This window comes from Bradyrhizobium zhanjiangense, assembly GCF_004114935.1.
Classification (GTDB): domain Bacteria; phylum Pseudomonadota; class Alphaproteobacteria; order Rhizobiales; family Xanthobacteraceae; genus Bradyrhizobium; species Bradyrhizobium zhanjiangense.
Window position 1 is genome coordinate 7,144,798 of the sequence record NZ_CP022221.1, and the last position, 23,266, is coordinate 7,168,063.

Annotated in this window: 16 protein-coding genes and 2 pseudogenes; 9 read left to right on the forward strand and 9 right to left on the reverse strand. The window is 58.0% G+C overall.

Going from position 1 to position 23,266, the window contains the following annotated elements; translation table 11 throughout:
- Positions 1-310 precede the first annotated feature (310 nt).
- The gene (locus XH85_RS34300) at positions 311-994 is read left to right on the forward strand and encodes an antibiotic biosynthesis monooxygenase family protein (RefSeq protein WP_128935425.1); all 684 of its coding nucleotides are present in this window, start codon (positions 311-313) and stop codon (positions 992-994) included.
- A 296-nt stretch (positions 995-1,290) separates the two neighbouring features.
- Here XH85_RS34300 and XH85_RS34305 read toward each other — a convergent pair.
- From XH85_RS34305 to XH85_RS48150, 3 genes and pseudogenes are all read right to left on the reverse strand, one after another.
- A pseudogene (locus XH85_RS34305) lies at positions 1,291-1,722 on the reverse strand (carboxymuconolactone decarboxylase family protein); the annotation flags it as partial.
- An 18-nt stretch (positions 1,723-1,740) separates the two neighbouring features.
- Entirely contained in the window at positions 1,741-2,358 is a 618-nt protein-coding gene (locus XH85_RS34310; RefSeq protein ID WP_208758068.1) for a nitroreductase family protein, read from the reverse strand.
- A 599-nt stretch (positions 2,359-2,957) separates the two neighbouring features.
- The gene (locus XH85_RS48150; protein ID WP_208758069.1) at positions 2,958-3,158 is read right to left on the reverse strand and encodes a helix-turn-helix domain-containing protein; all 201 of its coding nucleotides are present in this window, start codon (positions 3,156-3,158) and stop codon (positions 2,958-2,960) included.
- Positions 3,159-3,469: 311 nt separating this feature from the next.
- Here XH85_RS48150 and XH85_RS34320 point away from each other — a divergent pair, with 311 nt between their 5' ends.
- The 4 genes from XH85_RS34320 to XH85_RS34335 all read left to right on the forward strand — a co-directional run bounded on the left by XH85_RS34320 (position 3,470) and on the right by XH85_RS34335 (position 8,871).
- The gene (locus XH85_RS34320; protein WP_245473824.1) at positions 3,470-5,407 is read left to right on the forward strand and encodes a GMC family oxidoreductase; all 1,938 of its coding nucleotides are present in this window, start codon (positions 3,470-3,472) and stop codon (positions 5,405-5,407) included.
- A 178-nt stretch (positions 5,408-5,585) separates the two neighbouring features.
- Positions 5,586-6,101, forward strand: coding sequence for a Dps family protein (locus XH85_RS34325; protein WP_128935427.1), 516 nt, complete (start codon positions 5,586-5,588; stop codon positions 6,099-6,101).
- A gap of 322 nt (positions 6,102-6,423) precedes the next feature.
- Positions 6,424-7,923, forward strand: coding sequence for a glutathione-disulfide reductase (gene gorA, locus XH85_RS34330; RefSeq protein ID WP_128937526.1), 1,500 nt, complete (start codon positions 6,424-6,426; stop codon positions 7,921-7,923).
- Between the two features lie 546 nt (positions 7,924-8,469).
- Complete coding sequence (locus XH85_RS34335) at positions 8,470-8,871, forward strand: SPW repeat domain-containing protein (RefSeq protein ID WP_128935428.1); 402 nt, start codon at positions 8,470-8,472, stop codon at positions 8,869-8,871.
- Between the two features lie 1,121 nt (positions 8,872-9,992).
- On the opposite strand, the gene XH85_RS34340 is transcribed toward XH85_RS34335, so the two are convergent.
- A complete protein-coding gene (locus tag XH85_RS34340) occupies positions 9,993-10,733 on the reverse strand; it encodes a Crp/Fnr family transcriptional regulator (protein ID WP_128935429.1) in 741 nt (246 codons plus the stop codon).
- Between the two features lie 1,417 nt (positions 10,734-12,150).
- Between XH85_RS34340 and XH85_RS34345 the strand changes: the two genes are divergently transcribed.
- Entirely contained in the window at positions 12,151-12,969 is an 819-nt protein-coding gene (locus XH85_RS34345; RefSeq protein WP_128935430.1) for a YiiX/YebB-like N1pC/P60 family cysteine hydrolase, read from the forward strand.
- Positions 12,970-13,400: 431 nt separating this feature from the next.
- Positions 13,401-14,288 (forward strand): LysR family transcriptional regulator, encoded by an 888-nt coding sequence (locus XH85_RS34350; protein WP_128935431.1) that lies wholly within the window; start codon positions 13,401-13,403, stop codon positions 14,286-14,288.
- A 407-nt stretch (positions 14,289-14,695) separates the two neighbouring features.
- On the opposite strand, the gene XH85_RS34355 is transcribed toward XH85_RS34350, so the two are convergent.
- Positions 14,696-15,109 (reverse strand): cupin domain-containing protein, encoded by a 414-nt coding sequence (locus tag XH85_RS34355; protein WP_128935432.1) that lies wholly within the window; start codon positions 15,107-15,109, stop codon positions 14,696-14,698.
- 533 nt (positions 15,110-15,642) lie between these two features.
- Complete coding sequence (locus XH85_RS34360) at positions 15,643-15,921, reverse strand: hypothetical protein (protein ID WP_128935433.1); 279 nt, start codon at positions 15,919-15,921, stop codon at positions 15,643-15,645.
- Between the two features lie 167 nt (positions 15,922-16,088).
- Here XH85_RS34360 and XH85_RS34365 point away from each other — a divergent pair, with 167 nt between their 5' ends.
- Positions 16,089-16,706, forward strand: coding sequence for a LabA-like NYN domain-containing protein (locus XH85_RS34365; RefSeq protein ID WP_128937527.1), 618 nt, complete (start codon positions 16,089-16,091; stop codon positions 16,704-16,706).
- A 51-nt stretch (positions 16,707-16,757) separates the two neighbouring features.
- Positions 16,758-17,063: pseudogene (locus tag XH85_RS47000) on the forward strand (hypothetical protein).
- A 162-nt stretch (positions 17,064-17,225) separates the two neighbouring features.
- Here XH85_RS47000 and XH85_RS45505 read toward each other — a convergent pair.
- The 3 genes from XH85_RS45505 to XH85_RS34380 all read right to left on the reverse strand — a co-directional run bounded on the left by XH85_RS45505 (position 17,226) and on the right by XH85_RS34380 (position 23,226).
- The gene (locus tag XH85_RS45505) at positions 17,226-17,369 is read right to left on the reverse strand and encodes a hypothetical protein (protein ID WP_164940669.1); all 144 of its coding nucleotides are present in this window, start codon (positions 17,367-17,369) and stop codon (positions 17,226-17,228) included.
- A gap of 133 nt (positions 17,370-17,502) precedes the next feature.
- Complete coding sequence (locus XH85_RS34375; protein ID WP_245473825.1) at positions 17,503-22,908, reverse strand: trifunctional serine/threonine-protein kinase/ATP-binding protein/sensor histidine kinase; 5,406 nt, start codon at positions 22,906-22,908, stop codon at positions 17,503-17,505.
- A gap of 135 nt (positions 22,909-23,043) precedes the next feature.
- Positions 23,044-23,226 (reverse strand): hypothetical protein, encoded by a 183-nt coding sequence (locus XH85_RS34380; RefSeq protein WP_128935434.1) that lies wholly within the window; start codon positions 23,224-23,226, stop codon positions 23,044-23,046.
- Positions 23,227-23,266: the final 40 nt, after the last annotated feature.

Genomic DNA, 23,266 nt, shown 5'->3' on the forward strand with positions numbered 1-23,266 from the left:
TGACGTCTGCCATAGATCGTCTGCAAGACGTGCGCCGGCGCTGGTGTCGAGGACCGTGTCGGAGCAGCTCTTCCTTCTCGACGAGTAGCCCGAGCGGAACTCTCGATAATCGCCAAAAGTGTTGACGCGAGTATCGAAACATCGCTTTGAGGTGGACTCTTCATCAATAACGCGATCGCGGTGGGCGCGGTCGTCAGGGTGTGATCGAGGGCGTACAGCTTAGGACAGCTAGAATTGCGAGTGCGTTCATGGCCGGGGCACTCGACATCGAGATCGATTACGCGGCGGCACCGAAGGAGCGCGATACGACATGTTTTCAGTGATTTTCGAGACGCTGCCCAATAGAGAGAACTGGAATGATTATCTCCACAACGTTAAGATACTGCGTCCCGAGCTTGAGCTGGTCGATGGCTTCGTCGACAACGTCCGTTACCGTAGCCTGACCCGCGAGGGCTGGATCCTTTCACTCTCGAACTGGCGGGATGAGAAGTCGCTCGTGCGCTGGCGCACCTGCAGATCCCATCATGAGGTTCAGCAGGAGGGCCGCGACAAAATCCTTGCTGACTACCACCTGCGCATCGGCCAGATCACTGCTGACAATCAAGTGCCGCCGGGGTACGCCCTCTCCGAGCAAAGGCTCGATGAGACCGAAGTCGGCGAGGGAACGACGGTCACTCTGATTAACGCGACTCGCCCCGCGGAATCGAAGCGGACCAACAACGCCTACGAATGCGCCGAGCGGCTAGGCCTGAATCCATGGGCCGCCGAAAGCACGTCCTGGGATATCTTCGATGCTTTCACGCCCGGCGATCTGATTCTGCTAATGTCTTGGAAGAACGCGGCTGCAGCGCAGGCGTACGAAGACACTTCCGTGCTGGATGACAGCGCAAGGGTTCGGAGAGTACGGATTGTACGCGACTACGGAAAGTACGACCGTCGCGAGGCGCCTCAGTATTTCTCAGAGGCCAAGGGCGGCGAGGCCATCCACCCCTGACATTGCTTCGTCCTGGAGCCCGAGCAAAGTGGATCGTGGATTAGGCTTCGACCAGCCTCTCGATGCTTACCCCCCGCTTTGTTGATCTCCGACGACTTGTTGCCAGCGAGGTCCTGAATGGGGCGTTGGCTTCACCCGGCGTCGTTCCTTAGGAGGCCCTACCCGCCTTGACACGACTGACGAGGCGTCAAGTGCGTACAGAGCCATCTAATGCCAAGGATGGTGAGGGAACAGCCTTGGCCCTGCGCGATCATTTTGGTCGGTGGCTTGCAACCGACACACCCTCCCATCATTCGGTCCATATAGCCGGCGTCGCGGACCGCTTTCAGCTCGGCATCACTGACAGGGGCCTCGTGTCTCAATGACCTTGCGCGCAAACTGGACGGCAGCGTCCCGCTTCGGATCAATGGCGTGCCCCTTCCGAGCGAGAGCTATTTCATCGGCCGGAAGCTTGGCCATATGCTCGGCCGTAAAGCTATGAACGGCTAGGGCAGTAGTTGCAGCCCTTCACTTCAGAGACCGCGAGGCCGATGCTGTCCCGTGTCTTCACGTCGAGCGCCTTGCTCAAGGCCCCGAGCAGGGAATCCCCAGGCGTTAAACGCGATCGGCCTTTGGGCGAAGGTCGCCATCATGTTTGGGGTGAACCCGATGGTCTTGGCAAACGCGTCGAGGGTCTGTTTGCAATCGGCAGGTACCTGTTCCAGCTTTAGAACTGCAGTTCTTGGCACTAGTCTCCGAAATTCATATCACACGAGTTCCAGCACGTCGCTCACCGGGCGGCGCGGCTTCTGCGGCCAATTTCCCGGGCGCTCCGGCCCGACGGACAACAGCATGACCGGTACTTCGTCCTTACTCAGCCCGAACTCGCGGTGCACTGCCTCAGCATCGAAACCGATCATCGGCGTCGAACCCAGCCCAAGCGAACGGGCCGCATAAATCATCGCCGCCGCGCCGAAGGTGCCGGTGCGTACTGCTTCGTCGCGCTGGCGCTGCGGGTACTCCATGTACAGATCGCGTGCGGGGATCTCCCATTCTGGCACCATCTCCGCAGGCATGATGCCGGCTTTCACCAGAGGTGCCAGACGATCAGGTATTACGCCGGAGTCGGCCAGTTGGCCGCAGACGATGAAGGTAACGGCCGCCTCGGTGATCGCCGGTTGACTCCAAGCGATCGGACTCAGACGCGCTTTGGCTTCCGGCGTGCGCACAGCGATGAAGCGCCAATTCTGCAAATGGAAGGATGTCGGCGCAGTGGTGCCGATCCGCACCAGCTCACGGATTTCTTCGTCGCTCAAAGTGGCGGCGGGGTCGTAATACTTAGCCGCGCTTCGGCTCAAGATACAGTCGATGACGGCGTTAGTCATTGGGATTCCATTGGTCATAGTCGTTCCGGCAATGTTGCTGCGATGAGGGCTGTTCGACATCTCATTTGGGGGCAATGTGAGTTTCTCAGCTTGCCCCCGGCGGGTCTGATAGGACGCGGTCGGCGGATCTGGTTCTCGCCGGCCCGCCGTTCCCCCGCCTGGTATGGTGGGCCGTCATCTTCCGCATTCTTTGCATACGAGCGAAGCTATTGCGACGAAACTCGATGAACCAATGACCTTTGGTTATGGATTTGATGCCATCGACGCGGCGCGCAAGGATCAACTAGTGTCAATAATGTCCACTGCTTATGATGAAGGCGACTCTTAGTGCATAGGAGTGTTGATTTTCTCAGACCGATATCATTCGTCAGATGCGGAGGCAGCCCTCGGCGAGAATACGAACGAGCGCCCCACTTTCCAACTCGGCCTCCGCACCGATGAGGCTTGAGGCGACGATCCCCAGCCCGGCCTTCGCTTCGACAACCTAGGAGTGACCTAGCTCGACGAGGTTCCGATGCGAAACACCCCTCGCAGTTCTCCGGTGCCGCGAGCCTCGTGGTCGGGCTCCTCAAGCTCGGCCAGGATCGCCTCTACACGCATTAAGTAGGTTGCTCCAGCGTCGGCCAGCGTGATCGCCCGGGTGTTCGGCTAAAGAGAATCGCCCCGACTTCGACCTCCAAGGCGGCAATAAGGCGTGATGCGGAGGGCTGAGAGAAATCGACTTCACGACCTGCCCCCGAAAAGCTCCCCACGCGAGCTGCGCGAGCGAACAGCTTCAGCGCTGTAAGTTGGTCGTTCATCTGTGAACGCAGTTCGGTACCCACCTCTTCTTGATGAGATCGCGGGTCCTCAAGTTAGTGAATGCTCCGTTCAGCGCCAAAGCAGTGAGCGGGAGTTTCTCGCTCAAAAGTGTGCTCGTCTCCAAGTGATCTTCGAATGCGTCGGCGTCAAGATGACCGATCTGTCTAAGACTTCGTTAGATCGTGCGAATGCGGGGAGGTATTCACGCGCATCATGATGTCCAAAGTGTCACGCGCTCCTCGCCGGTATCGTGCACCATCTGTGAACATCTCTCGGGGCTGACCGCACGAACTCGCAGCTTCAGTCGAGCATGCCGCGACGCCATTCAAGGCGGGTTTGCCAACTGAAGGCGGCTTATAACTCGCTGCAGAATAGAAGCGTCGGTCTTGCGTCCGATAAGGTTCGCATCTTTCCTGGCTACGGCATCATGTATGCGGCGCGCTACAATAACGATCGTCTATCGACTTCATGGCGAGAGGTGATTTCCCTCGCCCACAATGCAAGGTCACTGTCGGACTCGCAAGGTCCCATCAATCTCAGGATCAGGCACTACGATGGCGCGCCGCCGGCTAGGGGCGTTGAACGATACAGATTGGCGCAGAGAGAGAGAGAGAGAGAGAGAGAGAGAGAGAGAGAGAGAGAGAGAGAGAAGACGCTGATGTCTCAAGAAGCCTTCGATATCGTCGTTGTTGGTGCAGGGGCGGCCGGATGTGTGGTCGCGAGTTATCTTGCCGAACGCACCGATGTTTCGATCGCGCTGATCGAAGCAGGCGACACGGACCGCGATCCTTTCATCCATATTCCTGCCGGCTTTGCCAAAATATTGGCCCAAGATCGGCATGTCTGGAAATACGAGACAGTGCCCCAGCACGGCACCAAGCGAGCATATCGCTCAGGCAAGGTGCTCGGCGGTGGTTCCTCGATCAACGCGATGGCCTATGTCCGAGGCCAGAAGCGCGACTTCGCCGCCTGGCAGGCCGCGGTCGGCGATACCGGCAAATGGTCGTACGAAGACCTGCTTCCCGTCTTCATGGCGCAGGAACGCAACGACACGTTCCACGACGAATATCACGGCATCAATGGTGGTCTGTCGATCCAGCAGCCCAAGGGCATCAACGAGCTGAACCAATACTGCCTCAAAGCCTTCCAGGAATATGGGCTTCCCTATAACCCCGACTACAACGGCGAGAGCCAGATCGGCGTCTCGCCGGTGCAGTCAACGGTCGGACACCAGCGGCGGTGCAGCGCAGTCGACGCTTATCTCCGTCCGCACCTTGTTTCGGGCCGCGTCACTCTTCTGACCGGCAAGACCGTTGTTCGCGTCCTCGTCGAGAACAATCGGGTCGTCGGCGTCGAGCTCATGGATGACGAGATGATCATGGCCGGCGAGGTTGTGCTGTCGGCCGGTTCGGTCCATAGCCCGAAGATCCTCATGCACTCGGGCATCGGGCCACCGGAGCAGCTTCGCCAGCACGGCGTCGCCATTATCGTCGATTCTCCGGAGGTGGGCGAAAATCTCCAGGACCATGCGATCGTGCCGGTCCGCGCCTATGTAAAGGGCGATCTGGGTTACCAAGCGGCCGCACATGGCCTCGGCAGCGTGAAGGCGGGCCTGCGCTATTTCGTCACCAAGGATGGCCCGGCGGCGGGCAATGGCATCGAGACGGTTTCCCACTGGAATCCGTCGGACTTTACTGCCGAACCTACGATCCAATGCTACCACGTGCCCATCGTCGCAACTGGCGGCGTCAGCCCGACGGGAGACCGTTCCGGCATCACTTTCGAACTCGTGGTGCTTCAGCCCAAGAGCCGTGGCTGGGTGCGGTTGGCCGACAGCCACCCGACGTCGATGCCCCTCATCAATCCGAACTTCATGGGCGAGGAGGAAGACCTGAGGGCCGCAGTGGAATCGGTACGCGCGATCCGCGAGGTTATGGCGCAGGAGTCGTTGGCGCCGGTGATCGAGGAGGAGATCGATCCCGGCCCGCACATCCAATCCGATGCAGAGATCGGCGAATGGGTGAAGGGTGCAGTGACGACGATGTTTCACCCGGTTGGCACGTGCCGGATGGGGCAGGATGCGCGAGCAGTGGTTGACGCGAGGCTCAGGGTCCGAGGGGTCGACGGCCTCCGGGTAATCGACGCCTCGATCATGCCGAACATCACTAGCGGCAATACCAACGCCCCAACCCAGGCACTCGCGCGCCATGCCGCGGCGATGCTGGTCGAGGATCTCAAACAGTCTTGAGGAGCTCCGGCGCAGGCCGACGTAGGCAGACGTAGATAGTCATTGGAGCGGAACCGACCACATCGGGCCAACGTCAAAGCGCCGTCTGGAACTGGGCAGTCTCTACTCGCGAAGCTTTCTTATTCAGAGCCACCCCCGACGAACAACAACACAGCAGCACCTTGAAGGAGAGACCACAATGAGTTTAGAGGACACGAGAAAGCGCCGTGAGGCACCACTCCACACTCCGAGCAATCTCGGCTCCAATGCCACCACAGATATTTCTGCCGCCCTCTCCGTGCTTCTGGCAGATGTGTTCGCGCTTTACGTCAAGACCAAGAACTTCCATTGGCACATTTCAGGTCCGCACTTCAGGGACTACCACCTTCTTCTTGATGAGCAGGCGGCGCAGATTTTCGCGATGACGGACGACATCGCAGAACGCGCCCGCAAGATCGGGGGCACAACAATTCGCTCGATCGGCCACATCGCCAGAGTGAAACATATCAAGGACAATGACGCCGATTTCGTCACACCTGACGGCATGCTAGCCGAGCTGAAAGAAGACAACCTCGCGCTCAGCCAGCGCCTGCGGCAGACACGTAATATCTGCGACGAACATGGCGATGCAGCTTCAGCTAGCCTGATCGAGAACTGGATCGACGAGGCGGAACGTCGTACATGGTTCCTGTTCGAGGTGACTAGAAGGGCTTGAGAGCAACGCCAGCTCGCGAAATTCGGGTGACCGGATCGGCTGGACAAAGCAGAAGCCCTGTGGCCACACACGTTAGCCGTCGGACCGCGCTTGCCGGGCCTCTGTCTGCCCAATCGGGTGGCGTAAGATCTGCTCGACGCCGATACTGAATCCAAAAAGCGACGCCGGGAGTCCGAAGTAACAGCGCGTACGGTAGATCTCAGGGCCATTCGGCTCCAGAGTAGCTGCCCGTCTGACAGGACATTTGCTAACGCGCGTGCATCAGCGCACGCATCTCGACCGGCCTCACAGAATGAACTGGATACCTGACTTGAGTAATACAATGGATTGCAAGGGTCCACGAGACGGGTCGAGGCCGGCGGCCGACGCTTCAAAGCCTCCCCACGACCCGGAGTTCGACGTCGACCTGTTCGTCATCGGCGGCGGTTCAGGAGGCGTACGGGCCGCGCGCGTTGCAGCCGGGTATGGCGCGAAGGTGATGCTCGCCGAGGAGTACCGGCTGGGAGGGACGTGCGTTATCCGCGGCTGCGTGCCGAAGAAGCTGTTTGTCTACGCGGGCCGCTTCCGCGGCACATTCGACGAGGCTACAGAATTCGGTTGGCACTTACCGGTTCCTCGCTTCGACTGGCCGTCGCTCGTGGCGGCGAAGGACCGCGAGATTGCACGTCTGGAAGGGCTGTATGGCGCCGGCCAAGAACGTGCAGGCGTCGAGGTCGTGAGGTCTCGCGCTGTGCTCGACGACGCGCATACGGTGCGCCTCCTCCAGGACGGCCGTCGCGTGCGGGCGCGCACGATTTTGATCGCAACAGGCGCACGCCCCGCACTGCCTCCCTTCGAGGGCATTGAGCTCGGTATCACCTCGGATGACGTCTTCGACATGAAGACATTCCCCAGGAAGCTTGTAATTGGGGGCGCCGGATACATTGCAATGGAGTTCGCCGGTCTGTTCGCCGCGTTGGGAAGCGACGTCACCGTCGTCTGCCGCGGAAGCAATGTCCTCCGCGGCTTTGACGAGGATGTGCGCCAAGCGATGGCCGGGTCCTACACGAATCGTGGCATTAAGCTGATGTTTTGCGACAGCATCTGCCGCCTCAAGAGACGTGACGGGAACGTCGGCGGTGGCGACGACGCAGGAAGGATTGACGTTACGACCGAACAGGGTGGGAGGCTGGTGGCCGACCAGGTACTGCTCGCCTTCGGGCGCGCTCCGAACACGAGTTCGCTCGGACTCGATCGCGCCGGGGTCAAGACTGCGGCGGAGGGCGGAATCATCGTAGACGCTAACTCGCGCACGAACATCGGCAATATTTACGCTGTGGGCGATGTGTCGAACCAATTCAACTTAACGCCTGTCGCTATCCGCGAAGGCCAAGCGTTCGCCGACACGGTGTTCGGCAAAAAGCCTTCGCAGGTCGACTACTCCAATATACCAACCGCGGTCTTCTCCAGCCCGGAGATCGGCACTGTTGGTCTGACGGAGCTGGAAGCCAGAGCTCAGTACCTCGCAGTCGACGTCTACAAGGTCCGCTTCCGCCCATTGAAGGCGGCCGTAACAGGGGATTGCGAGGCCTCTCTTCTGAAGGTCATCGTGGATAGCGAGTCTGACCGGATCCTCGGGATCCATATCTTCGCTCACGAGGCCAGCGAGTTGATCCAGGTGCTCGCGATCGCCATAGGCAGCGGAGCAACAATGAAAGACTTCATGTCGGTCATGGCGGTGCATCCAACAGTTGGCGAGGAGATCGTCGGAATGCGTACGCCGACCGTGCGTTACGATCGGCGCGACGCCGCCGCACCACTCGTCTCAAGCGCCTCTGTTTGATTCAGCCGAAGCTGGCTCGGAAGGACGGAGCGCCCCGGGAAGTTGAGCTTCCTAAATGTTAAAAGCTTAGAGCGACCGCGAAACAATCGATAAGGTCGGGCCGCCTCCATAGCGTCGAGAGCGCTGCGGGTTTGTGCCGCTTGCCTAAACCAGCCACTCGTCGAGCCGGCTCGCTTGCTTACGTGCGAACATCTGAAATCTCCAATCCAGGTTCATAATTCCCTTTTATTCGACCCGACACTCGATCCTATCAAGGTAGTCCGCGAAGGAACGGATAAGCGCATCAGCTGGTACTTTCGCACGAGCAAGCGCGAGCAAGACCAGTCGCCATTTCGCTGGCCCATGGCGAGGCGCGAGTGGAATGGAAACGATAACGATCCGTCATTTCTAATGTTTGGCGTTCCGGCATACCTTTCGGTGCGTCTAACCGGACTCGCGACCGTTGTGCACAGTGTCCGCCGCCGTGGGGAGGCCCCATCGTCCTCTTGGATGGGGGCAATCTCCTCGTCGCAAGGGCCGGCCCCAGCAACCGCGCAGGAGTCACCGATGTCATTTCGCTTCATCACCAAGTCTTTCCACGCCTATCTGATAGACTATCCCGTCGCGTTCGTCCTAATCGCGGCGCCGTTCGTGCTGAAGCTGGGCCAGAGCGGACCGTTCGCCATGTGGCTTTCGGTTGTTGTCGGTGTCGCCGCGCTGCTCTTGGCCGCCATGACCGACCATCCCACCGGGTTGGTCCGCATCATTCCTTATTGGCTGCACCTTTGGGTCGATCGTGCAGTCGGCGTTGTATTTGCTATCGTGCCGTTTGCCTTAAAGTTCGCTCAGCTAGATGCCCAGTACTACTGGCTCCTCGCCGCCGCTATCCTGCTCACGACTTCAGTTTTTAACGCGCCTGAGGAGCCAGTTGTGACGCCTTCGGGATTGTCTCGGCGGCACAGCAGTTGAACTCCCCATCAAAGTCGAGGGGTGATAGCGGCATCTCCGTCGCAATGGGTCGGTGCCTCGAAAATACAGGATCCGCCCCAGTTCGTTTTGTGGCAACGTTTAAGAGGAGTTACCTCACCGGAGGTCATTGACGCGGCCGGAGCTTGTCGTAGCGCATCTGGAGTTGCTGACGAGCGATGGCGCACTTCTGAAGACCAAAGGTTCTCGTGGGGGTCCTAGATGGAGCAGCACGCAACGCTATCCCTCCGCTCATCCGTTTGCGGCGGGTGCCCGGATCTCGGTCAATAAAGCGTTCAACGAGCCTTCATGATTTCACTTGAATTGCCGCGCGACTGTGGCGCGCGACATGCTGCACAGGTCTGCGAGATTGGCTACTATGCGCTGGCCGACAGATGTCGGTTAATCCGTTTCGAATTATTGAGCCTTCTTTTGAGCGCAGCTTCGCTGGCAGCCTTCAGCTGTAGACTTTAGCAGCATTCCACGACCGGTTCATCGAGATGTTGCTTCGCGGGTGCACCACGCAGTTGGGAGACACGCGCAAGCTGCCCTGATTAGACACATTAGATCGACTTCTGTTTTGACTTCGGACCGATCATGGGTCCCATAGCTGCGCTAAGTCCGGCCTGGGTGATCCGAAATCTCCCCCACCCACTCAGAACTATCCATCTGTGATCGCCGGCAAACCCAATTCCGCGCTCAGATTCGTAATCATTGAGACCTGCCTCTGTGAGCCACGACTGTGCCATAGCGTCTGCGATATCGATATCCGGTCCGCACCCATGGTCGATGAGAACCCGCATCACACGCAAAGCTTCTTGTTCTTCCATTCCCGTGCTCCTAATTCCCGTGCGGTCAGGTACCGCCGGGTCGTGCCTGCCTTGCCACTTCGGACGGCGTAGTCCTGCATAAGGGGACACAAATGTGCCTCTCGTCTACCAGCCCTGCCGAATGTTGGAGATACTGAAGGATGACTAACTCGTCTCGTCTCCGCATGCGAAGTGAAGACGGGTCCTCGAGGCCAATCGTGACGGATTCGCTTGAACGAGCAGATCGAAGAGCCGAGGGAGCCAACTGCAACAAACCTTGGCAACCAGCCATTTTTGGAGTGGCATCGCAGATAATTACCGGTTCCCATGCACCAGCGATTCGCTGTTCGGAGTCCCAATATTCAGCAGTTGTCGCCGGTTCTCGCGCTCGATCAAGCTCCAGCAATGGCAGGAGATCTGCGCCAGCCGAAAAGCGTCGCGGACGACGAGGCAGCCACGCATCATTTCGATAAGCCCATCCTCCCTGAGTTGAAGAAGGCAGTCCGTAATGCCTGCACGACGCACTCCGAGAAGCTGAGCAAGCACTTGGTGCGTGAGAGGGATCTCGTCAGATCCCAGGGCATTGCGCGCGATCAGGAGCCATCGCGCAAGGCGCTGCTGTAGTTGATGGGACGTATTACATGCCCCTGATTGAGCGGTCTGAATAAGCACGGAAGCGATATAGGCATGCACCACGCTGCGGAAAGTCGGCAGACGAGCAATCGCCTCCTGAAAGCGATCCACCGTGAGTCGATTAGCCGCGCCGGCCACCTGCACAATTCGACGGTGCATTGGCTGCGTTTTTGCCGTCAACGCGAAATGTATTCCCGCAAGCCCTTCTGAACCGATCAGCCACACCTCAACGAACTCTTGTGGCCCCACCTTGGCACCGACCGACACAAGACCACTCTCAATGAAATAGACGTGTTGCATGCGAACGCCGTAGCGATGAAGAACTTGCCGCTTCGTAAGCGGCACCTCTTCCGAGAGCGACAGAACGCGCTTGAGTTCGTCAGGTGGGAGCAGACGTAGTAACCTGTTGCGCACTTCGTACATCAGATTCAACGTCCTAATACTTTCTGAGCAACCGAGCTATCCGACTGTACGTTTTCGTACCAAAAAAATGAGACGGAAAGCGACGTAACGCGCTCGCCGGGCAGCTCGGATCTAATGACGGGCCGGGGACTTGGATCGTGCCGCTACCAGACCTGAGTGCGCGAGGATGGTGCACGACAAGTCGACTGTAGCAGCTGCGTCATGACCAAGATGGTCTAGGTCAATGCAGCGGCACGCGCAACGTCGATTGGTCCACGGCGGCAACGGAGTCTCTGCGGTTGGCGCCAGTTGAGTTCCTGGCTATCGCACCTGCGGATTGCGGCGGCAATAACGATCGTTTATCGACTCTATAGCGGGACGTGATTTCCCTCGGCAGCGCTAGAAGGTCATTCTCGTCGGTGGTGGACAGTCAGTATCAACACGAATAGGGGGCCGCCGTGAAGATTCAAGTGGGAAGCGTGGCAATTGCTATTCCTCTCGCACTGCTGCAGACCCTCGCTAAATCGTCTGCTGCACCGGTTAATACCAGTTCGACCAAGGTGGCGATACCGGCCGTGACAACGGACCAGCGCTATTGGGCGCAGCGGGGTCATCCCGATGCTTCCTACTGAGGCTATCTCGCCGACAGTTCGAGTTGGGGCAATCCAACGTATGATTCATATCATGGAGCAGACCGCTACCGATATTACACGTCAAACTTCCCGCACCACGCCTCAGCGCTTTTGCGACGGCGTCCTGGACCGATACGCCGACGTGTCCGCCGTATGGATAAACTTCCCCTGCGTTCTCCTGAGGAGAGATGCTGAAATGAACAAGGCTGCAGAACCCCAGCCGGCCAATCGACGGGATGTCGCATGGGCAATTTAGCGAACTGGCTTTATCTAATCGGGTCGCTGTGCTTTGTTCTCGGTACAGTGATCAACATGCTTCCGGTTTGAGGAAGGCGAACGTCTGTTTGAACGGTTTTAACCTTCCGCGGTCATGCGCACTGGTTCTTGAGCCATTCTCGACGGAGCCAGGCGATTCTGCCTGCCAATTGTTATCCACTGAAGCGACATGACCCTTGCACGTAGGTGAAACGACGCGAAGGTCAAAACTCGAAATTAGCCCCAGTGCAAAGTCGATAGAGGCGTCGAGTGCCCTCATTGGTCAACTCGCTCCACCCCGCGATCTCGCAGGTGCGCCCGATGAAGAGCAGCGTCGATAGCAGCCACCGGACCAAGTGCGGCTTTCCCAACACTGGGAACGGCCCGGGTGGTCAAATCGTATCCTTTGGTATGGTCGTTTCAGACAAATGCATTGCGCAGATGGACCTCAGTGCAATGGTCCGGTCCGTCTTTCCTGAATAGGCTTGGCTAAGAGGGAACAGTCGTCCGAAACTGCCATACGGGAACGGCCAAAAAGAAAGGAAAGAGTGATGGGCTGGATGTTCGACAACGTCGAACGTTTGATCGCCCGGCTGCAGAAGCCGGCCAATCGGTGTGAGCCCCTCACCTCGGACAATGCAACGACCGCCCTACGCCACACTCTTCAACCCGGTGACGTCCTGCTGGTCGAGGGCAAAGGTCGTATTTCCAGCAGCATCAAATATATCACTCAGTCGACATGGTCGCATTCGGCGTTGTACGTCGGACCGATATCGGGCGCCACAAATGGCGGCGAGCCGCACGTCCTGATTGAAGCCAATATCGACGAAGGGGTCGTGTCCGCGCCTCTGTCGAAGTATTTGCATTGCCAAACCCGCATATGCCGGCCAGTCGGCCTGAGCGATGCGGACCGCGAACAGGTCTGCCGCTACGCATTCGAACGGATAGGTCTCGGCTACGATTTCAAAAACGTCATCGACCTCATGCGCTATCTATTCCCTTGTCCATTCACGCAACGTTGGCGTCGACGAACCATCGCGCTCGGCTCCGGCGATTCGCGTCGGATCATCTGTTCGTCTCTGATTGCGCAGGCATTCGACGCGGTGCGTTACCCGATCCTGCCCAACATCACGCACATGGAGAACAATTCCGGGCGGTGCGAGATCGCCGAGATCCGTCATTCGTCTCTATATGCGCCGCGCGACTTCGATCTATCGCCCTACTTCATGGTGGTGAAGCCCACTCTACCCGCCGGCTTCAGCTATAAAAACATGCGCTGGGCAGATCTCCAAGTTGACGCCGCACAGGCCACACTTGCGCCCGAGATAGAACGCGGGATCGCGGCAATGGTACAGCCCGACATTCCGTAAGGTGAGGCCAGACTATTAACTTCCGAATCGGTGGTGCTGTTGTCATTAGTCGCCATCGTGCTCTTTCAATAGGCTTGAACTCCGACTACCACTCATCGGCAAATTCTTCGCAGCTCTCAAAGGTTCAAAGCAAGCAGCGACCGGTTCGGAATAGCGCGCCATGACCAGCGGCTACTGACGCGTCGGCAGCTCTTGACCCCGCGCCCGGAGAGAGCTGGGGTCTTTTCCGCTCCAAGGATTGGGGCGGCTTCAGCCGGTTCGCCCACCGCACGCCGTACGTTTCGGCCAACCAAGCCCTGATCGCCCGCGTCGGGCTATACACCGGGAGGCATGAAGCTCACCGCCTTGTGAGGCTCGCCACTCATTCGGTTTCCGCATAAGTTGGATCCGGGACTAAGCTCGAACATGACCAATCTCTGCGCAAAGACGAAATGACTGATCGCCTCCTTGCTCTAAAACTCTTCGTCCGTGTCGCACATACCGGTAGCTTCTCGCGGGCCGGCAAGGATCTCGGACTTTCGCAACCTTCGGCGTCCCGACACATCGCGTCGCTCGAACGCGAGGTAGGCGCGGCCCTCTTCGCGAGATCGACAAGGGCCGTTGTGCTCACCGAAGCCGGAGCGGACTACCTCGCGAAGGTCGAGCCCGCGCTTGCCATTCTGGAAGAAGCGACCCAAGCCATCCACGGCAAGGGCGTACTTCGCGGCGTGCTCCGGATAGGGTTGTCGCCTAGCATGGCGATCCGGGAGGTCATACCGCGACTTCCCGCCTTCATTTCGAAGCACCCTGCGCTGCGGATCGATTTGGCGATGGACGATGGTCGCCAAGACCTTATCAGGAGCGCGATCGACGTCGCGATCCGGTCCGGAAAGTTGGAGGATTCCTCCGCGACTCTAAGACGGGTCGGGTCAAATCCTCTGCTCATCGCCGCCTCGCCGGCCTACCTGAAACGGGCTGGCTACCCGAAAACGCCGAACGATCTGTCCGGACATCCCGTGTTGATTGGTGTCCCGGGCTCGAATGGCATCTGTTGCTTCGAGAAGAACGGAAGAACCGTTTCCATAAAGGTGGAAGCTCCTCTGTCGGGGAACATCAACGAAGCGGCCGTGGCTGGCGGCGTCGCCGGAATCGGGATCGTGGCCTGCAGTCTCTGGGGCTGTCGCGCCGAACTCAAGTCGGGTGCGTTAGTGCAGATCCTCAAGGATTGGAACATGGGCGCCGCCGACGTAAACGCCATATTCCCGGCCGGACGCGGAGCGAAACTCGCGGCGCGCGCGTTCGTTGAACATTTTGCGAAGAGCCTCAAAACCAATCCGTGAGTCCCGCTGTGCGTCGGCCTGTCGTCGTTCGCATAGGGTGAAATCGTGGAATGCGCCCAGCATCCGACGAGAGCACGTGGCGCATGCGTTTTTCACTGTGACTCCTTCAAAAGCCACCTAAATGCGTTGCGCAGCTCAGCGGCGCCGTTTGCGTCGTGCCAACGGGCGTGCGCGAAGATAATGCGCTCGGGCTCCCAGGACAGCATCGTCTGGACCTCCACCTCCAGTTCATGCCGGCGCTGCCACGTGAAATTAGCCGCAGATCACGCGACACGCCGCTGTACGGCGGTGCGATACCGCCGATCGGCGAGCGCGTGCGATCAATCATCTGGCGCGGTCGGGAGCGGCCGGCGTCCGGGCCCGCGCAGGCGCTCGATCGCGAACGCCGCGCGTCCCGGTCCACGCCACTAGGGGAACGCCAGGCCGAAAGCGGCCGGATCCGGCTTCTCGCCGTCCCGGGGGACCAAGAAGCGCTCCAGCCCACCCGGCACGAAGCTGACCAGCAGGATCGCCTGATCGCCGACCACCTCGACCGTATGCGGCACATCGCGGGGAAGAGCCGCGTAGGCGCCCGGCCCCACCTCGACGCGGGCATCGCCGACCCGCGCGATTAGCTTCCCCTGCACCACGTAGAGCAGCTCGTCCTCGCGCGTGTGGGTGTGCAGCGGCGGCTCCTCACCGGCCCGCAGCGTCCACAGGACAGTGCCATATTCGCCTCCGGACTGGCTGCTCTCCACTTTCAGCTCGATGCTCGAACCCGCACTGAACTTCACCGTCTTGCCGCCCCCGGGCGGCGTGAGAACCGGCTGCTTTACTGGCATTTATGGCCTCCTGATTGTGGACCTTCTTCGAGTGGGAGTGGCGGCGTGAGCAATGGCGCGCCTCTGCGAACAAGTTTGAGGGTGTCGCCGCCGCCGGATAAAGGGAAATGCCCTGTGATTATCTATCCGATAACCATTTATCATCGATCTCAATTCAGATGTGATCGCATCGCGGCGGTTTTGCCTGCTGCGGCTGCTGTTGCCACCTCGCGCATCTTCAATCAGAGTTCTGTCCATCACGCTCAGATTCTCCCGCGACCTGTCCATGCACTTGACGAAAGGCGCGGAGAAAGCTGCTGCAGCTCCCATAATCGACGGCGCGATCTACTTAACTGAAAATATTGTCACGGCAAGCATGTCGGCCGCACGCTTCATCCACTTGACGGAGCGCGGACTGCCAATCATCCGCCCCCACCACTCCCCGAAACCATACAGATAGCGCTGGTGAGTTCGTTGTTTACCCAGTGGTTCAACTCACATCACCGCCGCAGCGGTAATTCCGGCCTGGGTGATCCGAAACCTCTCCTACCCACTCAATGTATTCCGGCGAGCCCTTCCGAGCCGATCAACCACACCTCGACGAACTCTTGCGGCCCCACCTTCGCACCGACCGACACTGGGCTAGTCTCTATCAAATAGACGTGCTGCATGCGAACGCCGTAGCGATGAAGCACTTGGCGTTTTGCCAGCGGCACCTCCTTAGCTAGCAAAAGAACGCTCTTGAGTACATCAGGTGGAAGCAGACGCAGTAATCTGTTGCGGACCTCATACATCAGATTGGACGTCCCGATACCTTCCGAATAATCGGACATCCAAGTGTACGTTTTCGTACTAAAAAAGATGAGAGAGGTTTTCGCATTTGATTCACCGCCTGACGACAACTTTCTCCTGATGATGTTAGATCAACTGGCTCGGTGTTTCGTCCCATCAACCGCGGGCACCTTCCAGGCTCACATGAATGAACGCAGATCACATCTTAATGGCTTCCAGCTCCAGCAAGATCGCGGTGTTCATTGACGGTTCCAATCTTCACTCAACCGCAAAAGCGCTTGGCTTCGATATCGACTACAAGTGTCTGCTTAAGGAATTCGAAAGCTGGGGGACGCTTGTGCGCGTGTGCTATTACACCGCGATCATTGAGAGCCAGGAATACTCGTCGGTGCGCCCGCTGCTCGACTGGCTGAACTACAACGGATTTACCGTGGTGACGAAGGCCACGAAGGAATTCGTAGACGCGAGCGGCCGTCGCAAGGTCAAAAGCAACATCGACCTTGAAATTGCGGTTGACGCGATGGAGCTCGCAGATCGCATCGACGAAATGGTGTTATGCTCGGGAAACGGTGACTTTCGTCCGCTGGTAGAGGCGGTGCAGCGTCACGGCGTCCGTGTTACCGTCGTATCCAGCCTCGCTACTCAACCGTCAATGATCGCCGATGAGTTGCGACGGCAGGCCGACGTCTTTTGCGATATATGGGAACTGCAGTCAAGGATCCGGCGCGATCGTTCCGAACGAGAGCCATCTCGTATTACGCGGGATCAAGCGCCACGGTTGATGCAGCGCGCGATCGCGCGGTCGAGTGATGATGACGAGGAATAGCGAACGCGCGAAATCGGGTGAAGTACAGAGAAGATCTGTTTCGGACCATCCATGGCTGGAGAAAAAGAACAACAAGGCCGACGGGTCATTTTCGAGTACCCGCTACCGGTAAACATGATGGCTATCGACGGCACCTGGCGCCGCAGGTAGCCTTAAAGATGTTTCACAGCGCGATGCGAGACTCCAAATTCAACGTCGATTGAAGGCCTCACACTGAGTGAATTCTTTCTTCTGCTTTCGTCTACCGGGCTCGCCTATCGGCGATGTCAACTCGTCCGTGTGAACGGCGAAGAGCTGGAGGTCAGCTTCATACGGAACAAGAACAAGACGAAGGGGACAAGGGACCTTCCGACCTGAAAAGACAATGTCGCGAGCACCCGCAGGGAACGGCGCGCGCAACACGCACGCGAAGAGCGGAGCATCCCTCGCGGGCGAGCACGACATACCAAGGGAGAGCCAAAAAGGGCGAGCGGCGCTCGGCAACAGACGGTCGCAATCCCGGTGAGCTCGAGCACCTCGCTAGATCCACCCGATCATCGACAGTGGGAGCGCCCCGCGCGATCCCACATTGCGCTGGGCAGCAAAGCCGATCATCTCGCGCAGCAGCTCCGCATCAGGGATCTTCTCCACGAGCGTGCGGGGGTTCATCATCTCATCGGTCATCGGTTCCTCGAATCAGGTTTGTGTCAGCAACCTGACCCTACCGGCGAACTGCCGGTGACCACCGCAAAGCCCCCCCGCTAGGCTCCATGGGAGGGCGCGCGTGCGGACGGCTTTGCTCTACCGAGCTACACCATCACGGGGACACGCCCTTCTTCGTGGGTATGGAAGCTTCAAAAGTTACGCCTCGTCGCGCATTAGTGAATGCGCGCAACATTCCCCCGTGCGCTTCCACGATTGAACGGCAAATTGACAGACCCATTCCCATGCCCGATGTTTTTGTCGTGTAGAACGGCTCAAAGATCCGCTCAATGTCCGCTTGGGTGACACCGGGGCCCGTATCGCTCACAGCAACGGTAACACTTTCATCGTCGCGCCGACTGGTACTAATGACCAAATCCCTCGGACCGTCATAATTTTCGCTCATCGCCTCGATTGCATTGAATACGAGGTTTAGCACGACCTGTTGCAGTTGAACCTGATCTCCTTCAACGAGGGGTAGCGTCTCGCAGAGTTGCGTCTGCATAATAACGCCCTTGCGACTCGCTTCCGCCCGAGAAAGGGCGACGACATCGTGAATTGCCGTATTAATATCAAGTGCCTCCTTTTGCTGCGGTGCTTTTTTGACCAGACTGCGAATGCGATCAAGGACATCGTTCGCCCGAATTCCGCCCTGTCGGATACGGGAGAATACCTGACGTGCCTCGTCGACTTTCGGATCGGCGCCCCCCAAAAAGCGCTGCCCCGCGTCCGCAAGTGTGATAGTCGCGGCGAGAGGCTGCTTCACCTCGTGACTGATCATCGCCAGGAGTTGCCCCATGGTCGTCAGCCGGTTTGCATGGGCAAGCGCCGATTGCACTTCCCGGTATCGCGACTCGCTTTCGCTGGCTTCAGCTTCAGCGCGCTTTTGCTCAGTCAGGTCCAGCACGAAGGCAACACCTTCGTCCATACTCCCTTCGAAGTTGGCGATGCCCAGCAATACCGGGACACGGCGGCCGTCTTTGCGAAAAAGCTCCTTCTCGAATGGAGGTAACGTTCCGTCGCGTTTCAGCTTGGAATCCCAAATCTGCTCGTCACGTTCGGCCCAATCCGGAGGAGTCAGATCTGTCCACCGCACTTCGCCGAACTGAAAGTCATCGCGGTCGCATCCGACGATCTGAAGAAATGCGTCATTGGCTTCAGTGATGGTGCCTTGGCTTCCGTAAATGAAAATTCCGATGATATTGGCGTCCACGAGACGCCGGATCCTGCTTTCGCGTTCGAACAAATCGCGGTACAGTCGGGCGTTCTCCAGCGTGATCGCCGCCTGCGATGCAAGCAGCTTGAGCACGGGAATCCGGCTAAATGCGAAGATTCCCGGGCCCAGGTGATTTTCGAGGTATATGGCTCCGATCAGATTGGCTTGGTTGACCAGCGGAAGGCACAACACCGAGAGTGCTTGGTGCGCGTTAATATAAGGGTCGGCGGAAAACGAAACGTCCGACACAGCATCGTCGAGTAAAACATTGCGCCTTGTGCGCGCAACGTAGTTGAGAACCGATTCGGGCAAGGTCGTATCGTTTATGGGCTCATCACAGAGCCTCACCGTGACCGAGTCGCTCGAGGTGACGGCTTCGGCCTGGACATTTAAACCCGTCTTTCGCCAAAGCATCAGCAGACCACGTGCAGCACCGGTATGCTCCATCGCCATTCGCATGATCGTGTCGATCAATTTCTCGAAGTCCATTTCGACTGATAGCGCTTTTGACAACTTAAGCACAGTGCCGAGATCCAGACTTTCGACAGTCGCGCCGAAAGTAGTGTCGAGTGAGGTGATGGTTTCGTGTGCAACTAGATGCGGATGCGACTCCTCGAGCTGGCGGACCTTGATGTTGGCACCCCAACGAAGGTAGCAGCAGCGGGCGTTGCGCAGATAGGCGTGTGAGACAATCTCCACGCCGCGGTCAGTGTAAAAGCGCGCAGCGAGTTCGCTGGCAAGGCCCTCGTTGTGCGGAAAGCGGTTCAACTGCGCGGCGCGAATCGCCTTTTCGAAAAGGCGTTCCGCGTCGAGGTCTCGTCCCTCGAGGCGCGCTATCTCCGCACCGACGAGCGCGGCCCGATCCTCGAAGTTTTCCGGTCCATTCCGCGCCCAGATCTCGAGCTGATGATGATGAGCAGCAATTGTTTCGCACAGCTGCTGCCGTTCTTCGATCGGCTTACCGGTCAGCGACGCGCAGAGCGCAAGCGCCGCATAAAAATGAAAGTCCGCTTCCTCGAGAAAAAGCGGGGATGTCCAGAGCAGCGTGCGTGCTTTTGATAGCGCATCGATCGCGGCCGTATAATCCCCGATGAGATAACGCAGCTGCAATTTGCGAATCCAGTACCAGCACTGAGCGATAGCCAAGGCAGGGCTGTTCGAAAGGTATTGCTCGACCTGGTGCTCGTCCATGTCCTCATAGCCGAGGGAAGCAGGTTGTTTACCTGACCTGCGTAACGCCTTGATCAATGCAAGTTGAGTCGCGATGATGTGTTCGACGAGCCCAAAGCGTGCGTTTCGCACGAAATGGAGTCCCCACTCGGCTTCGCGCTCGGCATGGTCCAATGGGTCGCCGGCAAAGAGAAGATGCGAATTCAGGTTGTTCCGAGCGTACGAGGCATACAGCAGGTCTCCAATATTGTTTGCATCCGTGAAACCGCGGTGGATCAAGGCATTACTCGACCGCACGTGCTTGATCCAGCGGAGGCCGGTGAACACAAACACCAAAATCGTCGACGCACGGAATCGCCTGTTTTCCTGCCGTTCGATGAGGTCGAACCCCACTTGACCAAGCCGGAAGCCCGCGTCGTACTGACCGTAACGTGGGCCGGCAACGCGCGCGAACATTACATAGGCAAAACACGACGTATCGCTATTGCCATGCGCGAGACTGATGCTTACTGCCCTGCAGACTGCTAATGACGCGAGGTTCAGGTCCGTGAACATGGCAGGTGTCTGCGCCTTGATTAATACTTCCATGACAGCCAGCGATGTTGGATCCTCCATGGATGGGGCCCTGAGGATCTCATCAATAGGCCGGCTGTTCAGAATATGCAGGATCTGGTCGTACTCCCGGCGCACCTCCTCGTCCGCAGGATGGGCAGACCAGTGAATGCCTTCGTGCGCCAGGAAGTCCAGCGCGATACCAATCGCACAATCGCTCTGGCCATTTGCGGTGCAAATATCCATCCTCAGGCAGGTGACGGCGGCGCGCTCTTTTGTACCGACGGCAAGGATGTTCAACCTCTCGAGGCGCGCGTCCGCGGCCAGTAGTTCACCCGTCAGAAATTCGCATTCTGCACGCTCGAATTCGAGTGCGTATGTCAAATCGCGTAGACGAAGCTGACTATTCTCCTCTAATAGAGCGGCCCCCGCGATAAGGTATTTAAGTGCAGAAGTGTGAGCTGACGATGCTTTGGCACGCCGGGCGGCGATCAGATTAAGGTTAGCCAGTCGCTCGCGTTCCTCGCCCGTCACGATATGACTGACGGCCCGATTGAGTTGCCCGACTATGTCGAAGATCGCTTTCTCGAGATGCGCCGCGGGAGTATGTGCAACGAGAAGTCTTCCTATTTGCAGGTGCTTTTGTGCGCGTGTTTGCTCGGGTATGAGCGAGTACGCGGCCTCCTGTATCCGATCGTGGACGAACTGGTACTTATCCGGCAAGCGTTCTATAAGTTCGAACCGGCATGCTTCCCATAGATCCGCATCCACATCTTTTTCAGTTGACTGTCGAATTCTGGAAATGACCAGAACATCTCCCGTGTTGCCCAGACATGCAAGCTCCTGTAGCGCCTCCTTGCACGAGTCCGGAAGACGCTTGATTTTTTCGACCAGCAATTCAATGACGTTCTCCGTGTGCCGCGACGCCTGACTCTTTTCGACATCCCACTGCCAAGATCCCGAAGCGCGATCGGGAACAATCGCGTTGCGATCGACCAGAGCATTCAAGAACTGACCCACGAAGAATGGATTACCATTAGTCTTCGTATGCACTAGGCGCGCAAGCGATGCGGCGCGTTCGAGACCGCAGTGCAGCGCATCCGCTATTAACTGCGCTAGATGATGGTGCTCAAGGGCATCGACACGAATCTCAGTGACTGCGGTTCCTGCATCGCTCATTGATTTCAGCGTCCGTGAAAGCGGATGAAGCGCGTCGACCTCATTTTCGCGGAAGGCACCGATTAAGAGCATATGACGCGGGTCTAGCCGCGTTGTCATATCCTCAATGAGGTCCAGCGTCGCAGCATCGAGCCATTGCAGATCGTCGAGAAAAAGCACTAGCGGATGTTCCGGTCTCGCAAAAACCGCGACGAACCGACGAAATACAAGCTGAAAGCGACCTTTTTCCTGTTGAGGAGGGAGTTCTGGTACTACCGGTTGCTCACCGATAATGTGCTCGAGTTCAGGCACGAGATCGGTAATGAGCCTGCCGTTTGGTCCGATTGATTCCAGAAAAGCGTTGCGCCATCCTCGTAACTCGTTCTCGGTTTTCCCGAGCAATTGGCGTACAAGCCCCTGGAAGGCCTGTGCCAATGTCGAGTACGGAATATCTCGCCTCCGCTCGTCGAACTTTCCTGATGCAAATTGTGCATGCGTTGACATCACGACCTTACGTAGTTCTCCAACAATCGCAGACTTGCCTATACCGGAGCCCCCGGATACTACTACCAGCTCGGGAGCGCCGCTCCGGACGACGCGATGAAAAGCCGTCGTAAGCGTTCCGATTTGCTCCTCTCTGCCATATAACTTCTCAGGGATGAGCAGACGGTCTGACAAATCTAGCTCTGCTAGCGGAAACGGAACGACCTGGTAATTCGTTTCAAATTCCACAAGACAGCGCCGTAGGTCATGTTCGAGACCGACTGCCGTCTGGTATCGATGCTCCGCGGGTTTCGCGAGCAGCTTCATGATGACATTCGAAACTTGGGCCGGAATGTCAGCTAGTCCCTGTTCTGGAGGTACTGGCGTTCGCGCTATATGGCAGTGAATCCACTCGCCAGCTTCTGACGCTTTAAATGGGAGCGTGCCCGTTAACATGCGATAGAGGATCACACCGAGCGAGTACAAGTCACTACGCGCATCAACGGAACGATTCATGCGGCCGGTTTGTTCCGGCGCCATGTAGGCAAGAGTGCCCGCGACATATTCGGGCAGTTCGGACATACGTCGCGTGCGCTGTAGCTGTGTCGCGATTCCGAATCCGGTCAGCCGGACATGCTCCTCGCCGAGCGCAATGAAAATATGCACGGGCTTCAGGTCTCTATGGACAAGCCCCTGTTGATGAACACCAGCGAGCGCCTCAGTCAACTTGATGGCGAGCCGCAAGAAGCGGCCAAGCTCAAATGGTGCCTCGAGCAGAGCCTCGAGAGGTTCCTCGCCATTGTCCTCGAGGAGCAATGCAACGCGCCCACTTCGATTGATGAGCGAGAGAGGGCAAAGCGCCCAGGCGGCGTCAAGCCGATCTTTTAATTCATATTCATGAGAGAGACGGGCCAGGCTGTCAGCGGATGGGATCGCGTCCAAGTTGCTAACGGTGAAAACGCTCGTTTGCTCGCCATTGCTGTTTGTTCGCCATTCTCGACAGAATATGCGTTCGCCGTCTCTCCATAGGACATCTATTCCATTGTTTCTCACTGTCGATCTCGTTCGCTCGAGATATTAACTCATCATCGGTCCACGGCCATCGGAGGCGTTGCCGTAGAGGCCAAGCCAGAGCTGTACCGTGTAGGAGACGGCCAGGGCGCCCGCAAAGCGCAGCGCAACTCCGGAGATCATCGATCTCGCAAACGCCAGCTCGACCAGAAAACCAATGGGCCCATAGATCGTCATGTGAGGCCGCATGACATCCTTCAGGAACCTACGATGAAACTCGAACGCAACA

What these genes read in the sequence shown, in the direction of transcription:
- gorA (WP_128937526.1), top strand. Translation starts at nt 6,424, where the DNA reads ATGGATTGCAAGGGTCCACGAGACGGGTCGAGGCCGGCGGCCGACGCT.
- XH85_RS34310 (WP_208758068.1), bottom strand. Translation starts at nt 2,358, where the DNA reads ATGACTAACGCCGTCATCGACTGTATCTTGAGCCGAAGCGCGGCTAAG.
- XH85_RS34345 (WP_128935430.1), top strand. Translation starts at nt 12,151, where the DNA reads ATGGGCTGGATGTTCGACAACGTCGAACGTTTGATCGCCCGGCTGCAG.
- XH85_RS34325 (WP_128935427.1), top strand. Translation starts at nt 5,586, where the DNA reads ATGAGTTTAGAGGACACGAGAAAGCGCCGTGAGGCACCACTCCACACT.
- XH85_RS34340 (WP_128935429.1), bottom strand. Translation starts at nt 10,733, where the DNA reads ATGTACGAAGTGCGCAACAGGTTACTACGTCTGCTCCCACCTGACGAA.
- XH85_RS45505 (WP_164940669.1), bottom strand. Translation starts at nt 17,369, where the DNA reads ATGACCGATGAGATGATGAACCCCCGCACGCTCGTGGAGAAGATCCCT.
- XH85_RS34380 (WP_128935434.1), bottom strand. Translation starts at nt 23,226, where the DNA reads ATGCGGCCTCACATGACGATCTATGGGCCCATTGGTTTTCTGGTCGAG.
- XH85_RS34350 (WP_128935431.1), top strand. Translation starts at nt 13,401, where the DNA reads ATGACTGATCGCCTCCTTGCTCTAAAACTCTTCGTCCGTGTCGCACAT.
- XH85_RS34365 (WP_128937527.1), top strand. Translation starts at nt 16,089, where the DNA reads ATGGCTTCCAGCTCCAGCAAGATCGCGGTGTTCATTGACGGTTCCAAT.
- XH85_RS34300 (WP_128935425.1), top strand. Translation starts at nt 311, where the DNA reads ATGTTTTCAGTGATTTTCGAGACGCTGCCCAATAGAGAGAACTGGAAT.
- XH85_RS48150 (WP_208758069.1), bottom strand. Translation starts at nt 3,158, where the DNA reads ATGAACGACCAACTTACAGCGCTGAAGCTGTTCGCTCGCGCAGCTCGC.
- XH85_RS34320 (WP_245473824.1), top strand. Translation starts at nt 3,470, where the DNA reads ATGCCGCGACGCCATTCAAGGCGGGTTTGCCAACTGAAGGCGGCTTAT.
- XH85_RS34355 (WP_128935432.1), bottom strand. Translation starts at nt 15,109, where the DNA reads ATGCCAGTAAAGCAGCCGGTTCTCACGCCGCCCGGGGGCGGCAAGACG.
- XH85_RS34360 (WP_128935433.1), bottom strand. Translation starts at nt 15,921, where the DNA reads ATGTCCGATTATTCGGAAGGTATCGGGACGTCCAATCTGATGTATGAG.
- XH85_RS34335 (WP_128935428.1), top strand. Translation starts at nt 8,470, where the DNA reads ATGTCATTTCGCTTCATCACCAAGTCTTTCCACGCCTATCTGATAGAC.